The organism is Sphingomonas sp. PEI4, from assembly GCF_056679955.1.
In genome coordinates, this window is sequence record NZ_CM155258.1 from 2,179,834 (window position 1) to 2,194,559 (window position 14,726).

Genomic DNA, 14,726 nt, shown 5'->3' on the forward strand with positions numbered 1-14,726 from the left:
GATGGTTCTCTAGCCGTTCGCGACGGGGCGCGTGCCCGGCTGTGTGAGTGGGGTGCGCCCGTTGATGGGCATCAACATCGTGTGATTGCGGTTCTGCTGCGAGCCGGGTGCGCTGTTGGCGCCGTCCTTCTTGATGTCGGCAGGCGCGGTCCAGTGGTTGCCGCTGCCCTTCTCGCCGGCATCCTTCATCAGCGCGCCTTCGACACGCTCGGACGAATCCTGCGGGCCCTTGCCGTTGTTCACGCCGGGCATCGCCATGCCGCTGTGCGAGTCGCCGCCGTGAACGCCAGCCTTCGCGCCGTGCATCAGTTCGGACATGCAGGGCTTGCCGGGCTGGACGCACTGCTCGACGACCAGCTTGAACATGTTCGCCTCGACCGCATTGTAATAGCGGACCGGGACCTTCTCGCTTGGCTTCTCCAGCTGGAGATAGCTTGCACGGTTCAGGCCACCGCCACGCTGCTTGACCTGGTTGACCCAGGCCTGGAAGCCGGCATCGTCGACGCCGTGGAAACGGAACCGCATGCCCGAGAAGCCCGCGCCGCTATAGTTGGACGAGAAGCCCTCGTAATTGCCGGGCTTGTTGATCACCGCGTTCAGCGTCGTCTGCATGCCGGGCATCGTGTAGATCATGCCGGCGAGCGCAGGGATGTAGAACGCGTTCATCACCGACGACGAGGTCAGCTGGAAGCGAATCGGCCGATCGACCGGCGCGGCCAGCTCGTTGACCGTGGCGATGCCGTATTCCGGATAGATGAAGAGCCACTTCCAATCGAGCGCGATGACCTGAACCTCGAGCGGCTTGCCGGCGCCATTGGCACCATTGCCCGCCTGCTGCCTGTCGACCAGATTGCCGACCGGCACGTTGTTCGCGAGCGTCGGCGTATCGGGCTTGATCCGGCCGAGTGGACGGTACGGATCGAGCAGATGCGTACTGGTCCAGGTCAGCGCGCCGAGCGCGATGATGATCAGCAGGGGCGCACCCCAGATCATCAGCTCGAGCCCGACCGAGTGATCCCATTTGGGCTCGTACTTGGCCGACTTGTTGGACGCGCGATAATGGAACGCGAAGAACAACGTCGCGCAGATCACCGGCACGATGATCAGCAGCATCAGCCCCGTCGAGATCAGGACGAGATCGCGCTGCTGCACTGCAATATCGCCCGACGGCGACATCACCACCCAATCGCAACCGCTCGTAAGCAGCGCTAAAGGCATGGCGGCCAACCATTTGAAGGCCGAAATTTTCGGGCGGGAAAGCGATTTCACGACGGTCATTGCGTCCCCCTACGCCTCGGTTGCGTTGCGCTACAGTGGACAATTTGTCCAATGGGCGTTGCACTGCAACATCGGCATGGTTTTATCATTACGCGGGGTAGCACAAATTGCCCCTGCCCGCATCCGTCGAAAGAGCGTATCGTCGGGTCCGCGCCCTAAAGAGCGAGTTGAAGAATGAGTGCAAACACGGTTCCCGAAACGAGCTTCGAGAGCGACGCTCGCGACATCAACAGCGAGCATGTCTCCCCCGGCGTGATCGCGATCGGCGTGGTGATCGGCCGTGCGTCGGAGTTCTTCGACTTCTTCGTGTACGCGATTGCCTCGGTGCTCGTGTTTCCAACGCTTGTCTTCCCGTATGTCGATCGATTGCAGGGCACGTTGTATTCGTTCGCGGTCTTCGCGCTGGCGTTCATCGCCCGCCCGATCGGCTCGATCATCTTTATCGGAGTCGATCGCGCTTATGGTCGCAGCGTCAAGCTGACGATCTCGCTGTTCCTGCTGGGCACCTCGACCGTCGCGATGGCCTTCATCCCCGGCTACGAGTCGGTCGGCAACTGGTCGGTCGTGATTCTCGCGCTGCTGCGGATCGGCCAGGGCATCGCGCTCGGCGGCGCCTGGGACGGGCTCGCCTCGCTGCTATCGCTGAACGCACCGGAAAAGCATCGCGGCTGGTACGCGATGTTGCCACAGCTCGGCGCGCCATTCGGCCTGCTGGTTGCGAGCGGCCTGTTCGCGTTCTTCGTCGCCGCGCTGCCGACCGAGGATTTCTTCGCTTGGGGCTGGCGCTATCCGTTCTTCGTGGCGTTCGCGATCAACGTCGTCGCGCTGTTCGCCCGCCTCCGCCTCGTCGTGACGCCCGAATTCGAGGACATGTACGAGAAGCGCGAGCTTCAGCCTGCGCCGGTGGTCGAGACGATCCAGGCCGAGTGGAAGGCGATCTGGCTCGGTTCGTTCGTGCCGCTCGCGAGCTTTGCGCTGTTTCACATGGTGACGGTGTTCCCGCTGTCGTGGATCGTGCTGTACACGCGTGAGGCACCGGGCCGTTTCCTGGTCGTCGAGATGGTCGGCGCGGTCATCGGTCTCGGTGCGACCCTGGTATCGGGGCTGCTCGCGGACCGGTTCGGTCGCCGGACGATGCTGGGCACCATCGCCGTGCTGATCGCGCTGTTCGCGATCGCCGCACCGTCGCTGCTCAATGGCGGCGACTCCGGCGAGCGCCTGTTCATGGGCATCGGCTTCCTGCTGTTCGGCCTGTCGTTCGGGCAGTCGTCGGGCGCCGTGGCGTCAAGCCTGTCGCCGCAGCATCGCTATACCGGCTCCGCGCTGACGACCGATCTCGCCTGGCTGTTCGGCGCTGGCTTCGCCCCGCTGGCGGCCTTGCTGCTGACGAGCAAGCTCGGGCTGGCGGCAAGCGGCGCGTACCTCTTCTCGGGCGCAGTGTTCACGCTGATCGCACTGGGGCTGAACAAGCAGCTCGCCAAACGCGACATCGCACGGTGAGCGTTCGGGGCTGACGGACGGACCGCCCAGCCCCTCCCGGCACTCACGAACACCACACCGAAATGACAAGCACCACCCCGGCGAAGGCCGGGGCCCAATTGGCAAGGCCGTGGTAACGACGCGCTGTCCGTTGTTAGCACCGTTCCCCAATTGGGCCCCGGCCTCCGCCGGGGTGGTGGCAGCCAAGTAGCTTCGGGGAACGTCTCCGCAAGAACTGCTCCCCCGCGAAGGCGGGGGTCCAGGAAGCCACCAGCGCCAGCACATCTAACCTTGGACTCCCGCCCCCCGCGGGAGAACGGCAGGTAGAGCGCTTTCGGTCAGGCCCGCCGACGATCCAGCGTCCAAGACAGCGCCCAGATCGCAAACCCACCAAGCGCCAGCGCCGTCCCGACCCACCCGGTCGACGGCAGCCCATACCCACCCGCAATCGCCAGCCCGCCAAGCCAAGGCCCAAGCGCATTGGCCGTATTGAACGCCGAATGGTTGAGCGCCGCCGCCAAGGTCTGCGCCTCCTCCGCGATATCCATCAGCCGCGTCTGGAGGATCGTCGACAACCCTCCGCCACAGCCGATCAACACCACCACCGGCAACATAGCCCAGAGATGCGGCGTGGCGGGCGCGTACAGAGCAAGCGCCCCCGCCCCGAACAGCAACGTGATCCCCGCCGCCGGCATCAACGCCACGTCCGCCGCCTTCGCGCAGACAAGCGTGCCGATCGTCAAGCCGACGCCGAACAGCGCGAACGCCACGGGCGTGAACGCGGACGACACGCCCGTCACGTCGGTCAGCGTCGAGGCAAGATAGGTATAGACGCAGAAGATCCCGCCGAAACCGACCGCACCGATCGCCAGCGTCAGCCACACCTGCCCGTTACGCAGCGCCGCCAGCTCGCCAAGCGGACTCGCATTCTTGGCTGGGTGCAGGATCGGCGCAAACCTGAACAGCATCGCCACCGTTGCGGCAGCAATGATCGCGACGATCCCGAAGCCCCAGCGCCAGCCGAACCACTGGCCGATGCCATTCGCCAGCGGCACCCCTGCGATCGTCGCGATCGTCAGCCCGAGCATCATCCGCGACACCGCGCGCGACCGCTTCTCGCGCGGCACCATCGACGCCGCAACCAGTGACCCCACGCCGAAATACGCGCCATGCGGCAACCCACTAAGGAACCTCGCCAGCAGCATCAGATGATAGGTCGGTGCGAGCGCGGACAGCCCGTTGGCAATCCCGAGGAACGTCATCAACCCGATCAGCAACACCCGCCGTTCGATCTTCGCTGCCAGCACCGCGATCGTCGGCGCACCGACGACGACTCCGAGCGCATAGGCGCTGATGACATGCCCCGCGGTCGGCTCGTCGATCCCAAGCCCGCGCGCGAACTGCGGCAAAAGGCTCATCGCGGCAAACTCGGTGGTCCCAATCGCGAATCCGCCGACGGCGAGCGCGAGCAGCGCCATGCGCGTATCGACAGGTTTCATGGGAGAATCGCTTTCGTGAATGGGTGAGGGCTCAAAAAATGCTGCGCCGCAACATCGCCCCTCTATCAGCCCGGGCGGCGCATCTTGAACAAGGAATCCTCCGTGATCGCAAAGTAATCCGCGGGGCCGCCGCCGCGCAGGATCGGTTGCGCGCGGGCCGTCTGGTACACGCCGTCCTCCAGCATCGCCGAGTCGATGTGGATCGCCACGGCCTCGCCGAGCACCAGCCACTGGTCGAGCGCGCGACCCTCCTTCGTCTCCAGCCGGATCAGTTGCGTGACCTTGCACTCGAACTGCGCGCGCGACGCGGCGACGCGTGCCGGCTTCACTTGGGTCGACGCTGCCATATCCAGCCTCGCCAGCGCGAACTCGTCGACGTCGGCGGCAACGTTTGCGGCGGTCGTGTTCATCGCCTCGCTCAGGTCGCGCGACACCAGGTTCCAGACGAACTCGCCGGTCGCCTCGATATTGGCCACGCTGTCTTTCCAACCCATCGACGAGAAGCCGATGATCGGCGGCTTGTAGTTGAACAGGTTGAAGAAGCTGTACGGCGCAAGGTTCGGCACGCCGTCGGCGGAGACGGTGCTGACCCAGCCGATCGGTCGCGGCGCGACGATCGCGTTGAGGGGGTCGTGCGGCAGGCGGTGGCCGTTCGCGGGTTCGTAAGAATGCCATTCGGTCATGCAGATATCCCTGCTAGGTTCAGGTTCGACTGGCTAGAGCGAAGACCGAGCATGAACGATCCCTCTCCCCCCGTAACGATCAAGCGTCACCGGTTGGCGACGCGCGTCTGGCACGGGGTGACGGTGGTGGCGATGTTCATCATGATCGGCAGCGGGATCGGCATCTTCAAGGCGCACCCTCGGCTGTATTGGGGGCGGTATGGCGCCAATTTCGACACCGCGTGGACGACGCTGGACCAGTGGCCGGGTTGGGTCGTCACGCTGCTCAACCTGCTGACCATCCCGACGAGCTACAACCTCGCAATCTCGCGGCGCTGGCATTTGCTGTTCGCGCTGGTGCTCGCATTCGCGCTGCTCGGGTTCATGATCGTGAGCCTGATCAACCGCCATTTCCAGCGCGACCTCCGCGTGCGCGCCGCCGAGCTGTCCCCGCGAGAAGTCGTGCACGACGTGAAGGAACATCTCGCCTTCCGCTTCCACGATCCCAGGCGGCCGGGCGCGTACAACATCCTCCAGAAGCTGTCCTACGTGGCGACGATCTTCGTGCTGATCCCGGTGATGATCCTGACCGGGCTCGCGATGTCGCCGACCATGGATGCGGCATGGCCGTGGCTGCTGGAGGTGTTCGGCGGACGGCAGTCGGCGCGCTCGATCCACTTCATCGCCGCCACCGGCCTGGTGCTGTTCATCGTCGTCCATATCGCGCTGGTCATCCTGGCGGGCACCTGGAACGAGGTGCGATCGATGATCACCGGACGTTGGACAGTTCCGGAGGACGTCGCATGAGTTCGCTGATTACCCGCCGTGCCCTCGTCGCCGGCGCCACGATCGGTGCAGGCGCGCTGCTTACCGGGTGCGACAAGATCGCCCAGAACGGGTCGGCGCGAAAAATCCTGTTCATGGGCGAGGACATGAATCGCGGCCTGCAACGCGCGCTGGCGAACCGCAACGCGCTCGCGCCCGAGTTCACGCCCGCGCAGATGTCGCCGATCTTCCGGTCGAACGGCACGCGCGATCCGGGGACGGCGGATTACACCGCCCTGGTTGCGAACAATTTCGCGGATTACCGGCTGAAGGTCGGCGGACTGGTCGACCGGCCGCTGTCCGTCACGCTGCCGCAACTGCGCCGGATGCCCGCACGTGCGCAAATCACGCGGCACGATTGCGTCGAGGGTTGGAGCGCGATCGGCAAGTGGCAGGGGCCGAAGCTCGGCGCGCTGCTGACCGCCGCCGGGTTGCAGAGCACCGCGCGCTACATCGTCTTCACCTGCGCCGACCTGTATCGCGGCACGCCCTATTACGAGTCGATCGACCTGGTCGACGCGTTCCACCCGCAGACGATTCTCGCCTGGGCGCTGAACGACCGGGTGCTCGACGTCGCGCACGGCGCCCCCGTCCGGCTGCGGGTCGAGAGGCAACTCGGCTACAAACATGCCAAATACGTCATGGCGATCGACGCGGTCGCCAGCCTCACCGGGATCGGCAAGGGCAAGGGCGGCTATTGGGAAGATAACGTCGATTATGACTGGTACGCGGGGATCTGAGCCGCCCCCGAGGGGTAGCGCAATTCCGTACCAGTCATTAGCTAACGCAGCATGGCCCTATTCGATCGTTTCCTGGCCCGGCAGGTTAAAACCGGCGAACTCACGCTCATCCATGCGGACGGCACGACCAGGCATTTCGGCAAGCCCGATGCAGCCTATAACCCGGTCACGATCCGGCTGACCCAACCCGGTGTCGCCGGCGCGATCGTCCGCCACCCGGCGCTCGGCGCGGCGGAGGCGTTCATGGACGGGCGTCTGGTAATCGAGCGCGGCGACATCCGCGATCTGGTCAATCTGCTCAAGGGCAACAGCCCGTGGGAGCGTGGTGGCGGGCTCAATCCGTCGCTGCCGATCAAGCTGCTCGACAAGGTCGTCCACCGCGTCGACCGCGTGAACATGGCGCGCCGATCGAAGAAGAACGTCGCGCATCACTATGACCTGTCGGACCGACTGTACGACCTGTTCCTCGACGCCGACCGGCAATATTCCTGCGCGTATTTTACCGATGCGGGCAACAGCCTGGAGCAGGCGCAAGGCGACAAGAAGGCGCATATCGCCGCCAAGCTCGCGATCCAGCCGGGCATGCGCGTGCTCGACATTGGCTGCGGCTGGGGCGGCATGGCGCTGTACCTGCATGCGAAGACCGGCGCCGAAGTGCTGGGCGTGACGCTGAGCGAGGAGCAGTTGAAGGTCGCCCGCCGACGTGCCGAGGAGGCCGGTGTCGCCGACAAGGTGAAGTTCGAACTGATCGACTACCGCGCGCTGACCGGGACGTTCGACCGGATCGTCTCGGTCGGGATGTTCGAGCATGTCGGCCCCGCGCATTACAAGGCGTTCTTCCGCAAATGCCGCGACCTGCTGACCGAGGATGGGGTCATGCTGCTCCACACCATCGGCCGGATGGGCGGGCCGGGCGTCACCGACACCTTCACGACCAAGTACATCTTCCCGGGCGGCTATAACCCAGCGCTGTCGGAGATCGTGAAGGGGTATGAGGGGCTGCGGATGTTCCCGACCGATATCGAGGTGCTGCGCGTGCATTATGCGCTGACCATCGATCAATGGTACGACCGCACGGTCGCCGCGAAGGACGCGATCGTCGCGCTGTACGATGAGCGATTCTACCGGATGTGGACCTTCTATCTCGCGGGAGCGGCGGCAGCATTCCGGACCGGGGGCATGGTCAACTACCAGATCCAGCTCTCGAAGAGCCGGATGACCCTACCGCTGACGCGCGACTACATGATCGAGGGCGAGCGGGCGTTGCGGGAGGGGTGAAGCCCGCAGAGTCCTTCACCCCGGACTGGTTCCGGGGTCCACCGTTCCGCAAGATCTACGCTTGCCGAGTCTGCGGAACGGTGGATGCCGGAACCAGCCCGGCATGACGGAGGGACCTTAGGTTCGCACCACCCACGTGTTCCCCCGCGAAGGCGGGGGCCCAGGACCAAGCAGGAATACGATATTTAGCTGGGCCCCCGCCTCCGCGGGGGAACACGTTTAGCGCGGACCCTGCACATCCGCCTTCGCCGCAGCGCGCTCGTCGCCGCCGATCTTGCCGTCCTTGTTCGCGTCGTATTTCGCGAAGGTCGCCGCGAGCAGCGCCTGCGCCTCGGCTTGCGTGACCTTGCCGTCCTTGTTCTTGTCCGCGCTGGTGAACCACAGGTCAGCGAGGCGCTTGGCGTGGACCGGATCCGGACGCCCCTGCCCGCCGACCTTCATATTGCCGATCCGTGCCTGCACTTCGGCGCGCGTCAGGACGCCGTCCTTGTTGGTGTCCGACGCAGCGAACTCCGATTTGAACTTGGCCGAGGCGGACGCGCGGGTTTCCTGCGCGAGCGCCGGGCCTGCGAGACCGGCGAGGACGAGAAGGGTGAGGCTTTGGCGTAGCACGGTGCGGTAACTCCAGAGGATTTGCGGCGCGAATAGACCGGATCGGTTGTACGCGCCATTAACGCCGGAGTTTCATGCCGTGGTTGCATGGCGAGCGCCCAACGCATAGGGGCGCGGGCATTGGATATTGCCGAAGGACCCTGCCCGTGACCGATCAGATCAACCGCGTCGTGCTCGCCTATTCCGGTGGCCTGGACACGAGCGTGATCCTGAAATGGCTCCAGCAGACGTATAATTGCGAGGTCGTGACCTTCACCGCCGATCTCGGCCAGGGCGAAGAGCTCGAGCCCGCGCGTGCCAAGGCCGAGATGATGGGCGTGAAGCCCGAGCACATCTTCGTCGACGATCTGCGCGAGGAGTTCGTCCGCGACTACGTGTTCCCGATGATGCGGTCGAACGCGCTGTACGAAGGGCTGTACCTGCTCGGCACGTCGATCGCGCGGCCGCTGATCGCCAAGCGCCAGATCGAGATCGCCAAGATGGTCGGCGCCGACGCGGTCAGCCACGGCGCGACCGGCAAGGGTAACGACCAGGTACGCTTCGAGCTCGGCTATTATGCGCTGTCGCCGGACATCAAGGTGATCGCACCGTGGCGTGAATGGGATCTCACCAGCCGCACGCGCCTGATCGAGTTCGCCGAGCAGCACCAGATCCCGGTCAGCAAGGACAAGCGCGGCCAGGCGCCGTTCTCGACCGATGCGAACATGCTGCACACGTCGAGCGAAGGGCTCGTGCTCGAAAACCCGTGGGACGAGGTTCCCGACTATGTCTACTCGCGCACGGTGAACCCCGAGGACGCGCCCGATACCCCTGAATACATCACGATCGATTTCGAGCGCGGCGACGGCGTCGCGATCAACGGCGAGGGCATGAGCCCGGCCACCCTGCTGTCGACGCTCAACGACTATGGCCGCCGCCACGGCATCGGTCGCCTCGACCTCGTCGAGAACCGCTTCGTCGGCATGAAGAGCCGCGGCATGTACGAAACGCCCGGCGGCACGATCTATCACCTCGCGCACCGCGGCATCGAGCAGCTAACGCTCGATCGCGGCGCCGCGCATCTGAAGGACGAGCTGGCACCGCGTTATGCCGAGCTGATCTACAACGGCTTCTGGTTCTCGCCGGAGCGCGAGATGCTGCAGGCCGCGATCGATCACAGCCAGGAGAAGGTGTCGGGCACCGTGCGGCTGAAGCTCTACAAGGGCGGCGTGTACGTCGTCGGCCGCAAGTCGCCGAACTCGCTGTATTCCGAGAAGGTCGTGACGTTCGAGGACGACCAGGGCGCCTATGACCAGCGCGACGCGGCGGGCTTCATCAAGCTGAACGCGTTGCGGTTGCGGTTGCTGGGCCGGCGCGACCAGTAATTCACGACCCCGTGGACCACGGTTCGATGCGGAAGTTTGCGGGAAAGATCGTCAACTCGTCGTGCGCGCACTTGTCTAGTGCGCCCACCCGCCCCTAGGGTTCGACGATATGATTACTCAGGGGGAAAAGCTGCATTGGTGGCAGACGCGCGCGTTCGTCGCAGCCGTTGCGATCGCGTCGATGATACCGCTGCTGTGGCCGGAGGTCCCGCCGCTCGTCGACCTGCCCGGGCATATGGGCCGGTACCGCGTCCAGCTGGCAATCGCCGACAATCCCTGGCTTTCCCAGTGGTATAACTTCCGCTGGCAGATGATCGGCAACCTCGGTATCGACCTGCTGATCGTGCCGCTCGCGCCGATCTTCGGGTTGCAGCTGGCGGTGAAGCTGATCGTGATGGCGATTCCGGCGCTAACGGTGACCGGGCTGCTGTGGATCGCGCGCGAGGTGCATGGGCGAATTCCCGCGACCGCGTTGTTCGCGCTGCCGCTCGCCTACAGCTATCCGTTCCAGTTCGGTTTCGTGAATTTCGCGCTCGGCATGGCGCTCGCGCTCAACCTGTTCGCGCTGTGGCTGCGGATGGGGCGGCTCGACCGGCTGCGGTTGCGCACGGCGATCTTCGTGCCCGTCTCGTGCCTGTTGTGGCTGTGCCATACGTTCGGCTGGGGCGTGCTGGGCGTGCTCGCCTTCTCCGCCGAGCTGATCCGCCAGCACGACATCCGCCGCGACAGCGATCCCAAGAGCTGGGCGCATGGCTGGTTCAGGGCGTGCATCCAGGCGGGGCTGAACTGCCTGCCGCTCGCGCTGCCGATGGTGATGATGGTGGTGTGGCGCTCGGGTGACCATGTCGGCGGCAAGACGCAGGACTGGTTCAACTGGCGCTGGAAGATGAACTGGATCACGATGGTCCTGCGCGATCGTTGGATGACGTTCGACATCGCGTCGGTCACCGTGCTGTTCGTCATCCTGTTCCGCGGCGTGCGCGACCAGACGATCGAATATTCGCGCAATCTCAGCCTGTCGGCACTGTTCCTCGCGATCGTGTATATCCTGTTGCCGCGAATCGTGTTCGGTTCGGCCTATGCCGACATGCGGCTCGCGCCGTTCATGCTCGGGATCGCGGTGATCGCGCTGCGGCCGCGGCATGGGCTGTCGTTGCGGGGCGCGGCGGTACTAGCGGTGCTGGGCTTTGCGTTCTTCGGCGTGCGGCTGGCGGGGACGACGGTCAGCTACCTGATGTACGACCGCAGCTACGATCAGGCGATCGCGGCGATCGATACGGTGCCCGAGCGGTCTCGTGTCGTGTCGTTCGTCGGGCGGCGGTGTCGCGACGACTGGGCCTATTCGCGGCTCGAGCATGTCCCGGCATTACTGCTGGAGCGGCGGCTGGCCTTCACCAACGACCAATGGTCGATGGCCGGCGCGCAGTTGATGACGACGCAATATCCGGCGGCGAAGGGCTTTGCGCATGATCCGTCGGAGATCGTCAGCGACGTCAAGTGCCGTGGCCAGTTCTGGCGGCCGATCTCGCTGGCGCTGGAGAGATTCCCGCGCGACGCGTTCGATTACGTCTGGCTGATCCACCCGCCGAAGTTCGATTCCGCGCTGGTCCGCGACCTGACCCTGATCCGGCGCGACGGCACCAGCCTGCTGTACCGCGTCAACCGGGCTGCTGCTCGCCCCGCCGGAACGGAGTAAGCTCGCCGAGATACTCCTGCTGCTCCGCGACGGCTTCGCGCTCGCGAACGAGATAGTCGGCGATCGCCCGGCGGAAATTCGGGTCGGGGATGTAGTGCGCGGAATAGGTCGCGACCGGCGCATAGCCTCGCGCGAGCTTATGTTCCCCCTGCGCGCCGGCCTCGACGGTCTTCAGGCCACGCGCGATGGCGGCGTCGATCGCCTGATAGTAGCAGAGCTCGAAATGGAGGAACGGCACCTCCTCCGTCGCACCCCAGTATCGACCGTAGAGCGTGTCCTCGCCGATCAGGTTGAGCGCACCGGCGATCGGCACGCCGTCACGCTCGGCCAGAATGAGCAGCACGCGGGCGCCCATAGTCTCGCCAATCTGGTCGAAGAACGCCCGCGTCAGATACGGCTGCCCCCATTTGCGAGCGCCGGTGTCCTGATAGAACACCCAGAACGCGTCCCAATACTCCGGCGTGATCTCCGCCCCGGTGAGGTGGCGGATCGTCAGGCCTTCGACCGCGGCGGCGCGCTCCTTGCGGATCGCCTTGCGCTTGCGGCTCGCGAGCACGGCGAGGAAGTCGTCGAAGCTCGCATAGCCGTCGTTCTTCCAATGGAACTGCGTGCCTTGCCGGATCAGCCAGCCCGCCGCCTCGAACAGCGCCACTTCGTCGGGGTCGATGAAGGTCGCGTGCGCGGAGGACAACCCGCTCTGGTCGGTCACCGCCTCCAGCGCAGCGATCAGCGCGGGGGCGTGCTCGGGATCACGGAGCAGCAGGCGCGGGCCTGGCACCGGGCTGAACGGTGCTGCGATCTGGAGCTTGGGATAATATTGCCCGCCGGCCCGCTCCCACGCATCGGCCCAGCCCTGATCAAAGACGTATTCGCCCTGGCTGTGGCTCTTGGCATAGGCGGGCGCGATCGCGGCGGGCTTGCCGTCGGGCCCGTCGACCACGACCGGCAGCGCCTGCCAGCCGGAGCGCCCGCCGACACTTCGCGACGCTTCGAGCGCGGACAGGAAGGCGTGGCCGACGAACGGGTTGGCGGTGCCGGAGCACGCCTCCCAATCCTCGGCCGCGATCGAAGTGACGCCTTGGGCGATGCGAGCGGTGACGGCGTTCATTGCCGCCTAGGTAGAGACGCGAGGGCGCGCCTCCAAGGGCCGTGTAGATGCGAGACGCGCGAGCGCGCCTCCGGGACGGTCAGACGGAAACCTGTACGATCGCGTCGATCTCGACCGCAGCGCCGAGCGGGAGGACGGGAACGCCGACCGCCGAGCGCGCATGCTTGCCGGCATCGCCGAACAGCGCGACCATCAGGTCCGATGCGCCGTTGGCGACCTTGGGCTGGTCGGTGAAGTCGCCGGTCGAATTGACGAACACGCCGAGCTTCACGATCCGCTCGACCCGGCCGAGCGTGCCGAGCGCGGCCTTCATCTGCGCGACGAGCATGAGCGCACACAGCTTGGCGGCCTCCTGCGCGTCTTCGAGCGAAACGCCGTCTCCGACGCGGCCGGTGACCAGGGCGCCGTCCTTGAACGGCAACTGGCCCGAGATGTGGAGCATGCCGTTCGCCAGCACGGTCGGGACGTAGGACGCCACGGGTGCGGCAGCCTGCGGGAGGGTGAGGCCCAGCTCTTCGAGCTTGCGGTCGATACGATCGGTCATGGAGAAGGTATCACCACAGGGGTGGGGGACGGGTCAAGTGGGGGGCTTCACGGTCCATCTGTCATTCCCGCGGTGGCGGAGAAGTTGGTGACCAACTCCATCATGAACGCTGTTCTCCCGCGAAAGCGGGAGCCCAGGATTACGGGCGATATCGCTTGTGGCTCCTGCGGCCCCGCGTCCGCGAGGGCACAGAAGGGTATTTAGACCTCCGCCGGCACCCCAGCGTCGAACCGCGCGGAAATCCAATCCGCCGCCTCGCGCCAGTCATCGATCCGCGCATGAGCCTCGGGCGCCTTGGGCACGCTCACCGCCAGCGTCGGCTCCGAAATCATATGCAACCGGTGGACCCCCGGCGCATGCTTGGCGACCGACTCGTGATGCACCGCAAGGTCATCCACGAACACCGTGACCGGCGAACCATATTCCTCGACCAGCCGCGACACCGGCGTGCCCTTGCCGCCCTGGTTGCACTCCACCCGGTGCGCGATGCCGAACTTGGCGAGTTGCTCGATCCGCGGCTGGTGGCATTCGTCCTGGAGGTTGGTGAGGATGACGATGTCCGCCACCTGCGCCAGCCGCTCCAGCGCCTCGACCGCGTGCGGCACCAGCGTCTGGCGGTGCATTTCGCGGGGGAAGAACTCCTCCAGCATCGCCCGCATATCCTCGCGTGACGGCGGCGGACTGCCATCGCGCCGCGTCATCGCGGTAGAGAAGTCGCCGTGCTGGATCGCGAAATCGATATCGTGGCGCTCGTCGAGCCACACGCCGAAATGCTTGACCATGTGCAGCAGCACTTCGTCGCAATCGCTGATCAGCAACGGCCTCATGCTTCCAGCTCCAGCCGCGCGCGAACCAGCGCCTCAGGCTTCACCCCGAGCGATTCGGCACACGCGATCAGGTCCGGCTCGTGGTTTTCGAGGAAGCCGAGCGCCGCGGAAAGCACGGTCGGGTCGCTCGCCCTTGCACGGAGGTCGTGTGGCTCCAGACCGGTCACCGACAGCAGCCGCATCGCGCGATCGGGCTCGCCCAGGGTCCATACCAAAGCGCGCAGGGCGAGCGCTTCGGCGTCTTCGTTTGAATCGCGGTCGCGCATTGCCTATCGTGCCCTCTTTCCGGATAAGGTGGATCGGTGGCAAAGAAGGTGCTCGTTGTCGAGGACAACGAACTGAACCTCAAACTATTCTGCGACCTGTTGCGCGCGCACCAGTTCGCCGTCGAACCCGTGCGCGACGGCCGTGAAGCCGTTGCGCGCGCTCGGGAATTCGTGCCCGACCTGATCATCATGGACATCCAGATGCCGCACGTCACCGGCTACGAGATCATCCTCGAACTGAAGGCCGACGAGGATCTGCGCGCGATCCCGGTGATGGCGGTCACGGCGTATGCCGGGCGCGACGACGAGGAACGGATCCGGGCGGCGGGCGCGGACTCGTATGTGTCGAAGCCGATCAGTCTGGCACGGTTCATGGATGCGGTTAAGGCGCTGATCTGAGCCGGGGGGGGGGTGGACACCGCGTCGGCTCCGCCTTCCCGTCGCTTCAACCCAAAATCCGTTGCCTACCACGTACCCCGTACCTCCTCCACACTGACCTCTGGCCTCTACCCCCTCACCCGTTCGTGCTGAGTAGAGACCGAGTAGCT

The 14,726-nt window shown here is 65.4% G+C and carries 16 protein-coding genes; 8 read left to right on the plus strand and 8 right to left on the minus strand.

What is annotated here, in order from left to right:
• Positions 1 to 9: 9 nt before the first annotated feature.
• Positions 10 to 1,218, minus strand: a complete 1,209-nt coding sequence (locus tag AC1MLZ_RS09955; protein ID WP_480958307.1) for a COX aromatic rich motif-containing protein — start codon at positions 1,216 to 1,218, stop codon at positions 10 to 12.
• Here AC1MLZ_RS09955 and AC1MLZ_RS09960 point away from each other — a divergent pair.
• Together AC1MLZ_RS09960 and AC1MLZ_RS09965 are read left to right on the plus strand one after the other, a co-directional pair.
• A complete protein-coding gene (locus AC1MLZ_RS09960; protein ID WP_480958308.1) occupies positions 1,217 to 1,456 on the plus strand; it encodes a hypothetical protein in 240 nt (79 codons plus the stop codon). The genes AC1MLZ_RS09955 and AC1MLZ_RS09960 overlap by 2 nt on opposite strands.
• Positions 1,453 to 2,778, plus strand: a complete 1,326-nt coding sequence (locus tag AC1MLZ_RS09965) for an MFS transporter (RefSeq protein WP_480958309.1) — start codon at positions 1,453 to 1,455, stop codon at positions 2,776 to 2,778. Before AC1MLZ_RS09960 ends, AC1MLZ_RS09965 begins: the two co-directional genes overlap by 4 nt.
• Positions 2,779 to 3,095: 317 nt before the next feature.
• On the opposite strand, the gene AC1MLZ_RS09970 is transcribed toward AC1MLZ_RS09965, so the two are convergent.
• On the minus strand, positions 3,096 to 4,256 hold the full coding sequence (locus AC1MLZ_RS09970; RefSeq protein WP_480958310.1) for an MFS transporter: 1,161 nt from the start codon (positions 4,254 to 4,256) through the stop codon (positions 3,096 to 3,098).
• A 65-nt stretch (positions 4,257 to 4,321) separates the two neighbouring features.
• Complete coding sequence (locus AC1MLZ_RS09975; protein WP_480958311.1) at positions 4,322 to 4,939, minus strand: flavin reductase family protein; 618 nt, start codon at positions 4,937 to 4,939, stop codon at positions 4,322 to 4,324.
• Positions 4,940 to 4,990: 51 nt separating this feature from the next.
• Here AC1MLZ_RS09975 and AC1MLZ_RS09980 point away from each other — a divergent pair, with 51 nt between their 5' ends.
• From AC1MLZ_RS09980 to AC1MLZ_RS09990, 3 genes are read left to right on the plus strand one after another with little or no spacing between them, the layout of a single operon-like run.
• On the plus strand, positions 4,991 to 5,725 hold the full coding sequence (locus tag AC1MLZ_RS09980; protein ID WP_480958312.1) for a cytochrome b/b6 domain-containing protein: 735 nt from the start codon (positions 4,991 to 4,993) through the stop codon (positions 5,723 to 5,725).
• Positions 5,722 to 6,483, plus strand: a complete 762-nt coding sequence (locus AC1MLZ_RS09985; RefSeq protein WP_480958313.1) for a molybdopterin-dependent oxidoreductase — start codon at positions 5,722 to 5,724, stop codon at positions 6,481 to 6,483. The genes AC1MLZ_RS09980 and AC1MLZ_RS09985 overlap by 4 nt, the downstream gene beginning before the upstream one ends.
• Positions 6,484 to 6,534: 51 nt before the next feature.
• A complete protein-coding gene (locus AC1MLZ_RS09990) occupies positions 6,535 to 7,761 on the plus strand; it encodes a class I SAM-dependent methyltransferase (RefSeq protein ID WP_480958314.1) in 1,227 nt (408 codons plus the stop codon).
• Positions 7,762 to 7,980: 219 nt separating this feature from the next.
• On the opposite strand, the gene AC1MLZ_RS09995 is transcribed toward AC1MLZ_RS09990, so the two are convergent.
• Positions 7,981 to 8,373, minus strand: a complete 393-nt coding sequence (locus AC1MLZ_RS09995) for an EF-hand domain-containing protein (RefSeq protein ID WP_480958315.1) — start codon at positions 8,371 to 8,373, stop codon at positions 7,981 to 7,983.
• Between the two features lie 146 nt (positions 8,374 to 8,519).
• On the opposite strand from AC1MLZ_RS09995, the gene AC1MLZ_RS10000 reads away from it, so the two are divergent.
• Together AC1MLZ_RS10000 and AC1MLZ_RS10005 are read left to right on the plus strand one after the other, a co-directional pair.
• The gene (locus tag AC1MLZ_RS10000; RefSeq protein WP_480958316.1) at positions 8,520 to 9,737 is read left to right on the plus strand and encodes an argininosuccinate synthase; all 1,218 of its coding nucleotides are present in this window, start codon (positions 8,520 to 8,522) and stop codon (positions 9,735 to 9,737) included.
• A gap of 109 nt (positions 9,738 to 9,846) precedes the next feature.
• Positions 9,847 to 11,433, plus strand: coding sequence for a hypothetical protein (locus tag AC1MLZ_RS10005; RefSeq protein ID WP_480958317.1), 1,587 nt, complete (start codon positions 9,847 to 9,849; stop codon positions 11,431 to 11,433).
• On the opposite strand, the gene AC1MLZ_RS10010 is transcribed toward AC1MLZ_RS10005, so the two are convergent.
• From AC1MLZ_RS10010 to AC1MLZ_RS10025, 4 genes are all read right to left on the minus strand, one after another.
• Complete coding sequence (locus AC1MLZ_RS10010; protein ID WP_480958318.1) at positions 11,396 to 12,541, minus strand: GNAT family N-acetyltransferase; 1,146 nt, start codon at positions 12,539 to 12,541, stop codon at positions 11,396 to 11,398. The two genes, AC1MLZ_RS10005 and AC1MLZ_RS10010, sit on opposite strands and share 38 nt — an antisense overlap.
• Positions 12,542 to 12,620: 79 nt before the next feature.
• Complete coding sequence (locus AC1MLZ_RS10015) at positions 12,621 to 13,085, minus strand: RidA family protein (protein ID WP_480958319.1); 465 nt, start codon at positions 13,083 to 13,085, stop codon at positions 12,621 to 12,623.
• A 200-nt stretch (positions 13,086 to 13,285) separates the two neighbouring features.
• A complete protein-coding gene (locus tag AC1MLZ_RS10020) occupies positions 13,286 to 13,912 on the minus strand; it encodes an HAD family hydrolase (protein WP_480958320.1) in 627 nt (208 codons plus the stop codon).
• Positions 13,909 to 14,178: a DUF3572 domain-containing protein gene (locus tag AC1MLZ_RS10025; protein WP_480958321.1), complete on the minus strand. Its 270-nt coding sequence runs from the start codon at positions 14,176 to 14,178 to the stop codon at positions 13,909 to 13,911. The genes AC1MLZ_RS10020 and AC1MLZ_RS10025 overlap by 4 nt, the downstream gene beginning before the upstream one ends.
• A 36-nt stretch (positions 14,179 to 14,214) precedes the next feature.
• On the opposite strand from AC1MLZ_RS10025, the gene AC1MLZ_RS10030 reads away from it, so the two are divergent.
• Positions 14,215 to 14,577 carry a response regulator gene (locus AC1MLZ_RS10030; protein WP_480958322.1) on the plus strand — a complete coding sequence of 121 codons (363 nt, stop codon included), beginning with the start codon at positions 14,215 to 14,217 and terminating at the stop codon, positions 14,575 to 14,577.
• Positions 14,578 to 14,726 lie beyond the last annotated feature (149 nt).

Coding starts and splice junctions, on each gene's coding strand:
- AC1MLZ_RS10010 (WP_480958318.1), bottom strand. CDS start 12,541: ATGAACGCCGTCACCGCTCGCATCGCCCAAGGCGTCACTTCGATCGCG.
- AC1MLZ_RS10025 (WP_480958321.1), bottom strand. CDS start 14,178: ATGCGCGACCGCGATTCAAACGAAGACGCCGAAGCGCTCGCCCTGCGC.
- AC1MLZ_RS10020 (WP_480958320.1), bottom strand. CDS start 13,912: ATGAGGCCGTTGCTGATCAGCGATTGCGACGAAGTGCTGCTGCACATG.
- AC1MLZ_RS09975 (WP_480958311.1), bottom strand. CDS start 4,939: ATGACCGAATGGCATTCTTACGAACCCGCGAACGGCCACCGCCTGCCG.
- AC1MLZ_RS09965 (WP_480958309.1), top strand. CDS start 1,453: ATGAGTGCAAACACGGTTCCCGAAACGAGCTTCGAGAGCGACGCTCGC.
- AC1MLZ_RS10005 (WP_480958317.1), top strand. CDS start 9,847: ATGATTACTCAGGGGGAAAAGCTGCATTGGTGGCAGACGCGCGCGTTC.
- AC1MLZ_RS10015 (WP_480958319.1), bottom strand. CDS start 13,085: ATGACCGATCGTATCGACCGCAAGCTCGAAGAGCTGGGCCTCACCCTC.
- AC1MLZ_RS09960 (WP_480958308.1), top strand. CDS start 1,217: ATGGCGGCCAACCATTTGAAGGCCGAAATTTTCGGGCGGGAAAGCGAT.
- AC1MLZ_RS09955 (WP_480958307.1), bottom strand. CDS start 1,218: ATGCCTTTAGCGCTGCTTACGAGCGGTTGCGATTGGGTGGTGATGTCG.
- AC1MLZ_RS09990 (WP_480958314.1), top strand. CDS start 6,535: ATGGCCCTATTCGATCGTTTCCTGGCCCGGCAGGTTAAAACCGGCGAA.
- AC1MLZ_RS09980 (WP_480958312.1), top strand. CDS start 4,991: ATGAACGATCCCTCTCCCCCCGTAACGATCAAGCGTCACCGGTTGGCG.
- AC1MLZ_RS09985 (WP_480958313.1), top strand. CDS start 5,722: ATGAGTTCGCTGATTACCCGCCGTGCCCTCGTCGCCGGCGCCACGATC.
- AC1MLZ_RS09970 (WP_480958310.1), bottom strand. CDS start 4,256: ATGAAACCTGTCGATACGCGCATGGCGCTGCTCGCGCTCGCCGTCGGC.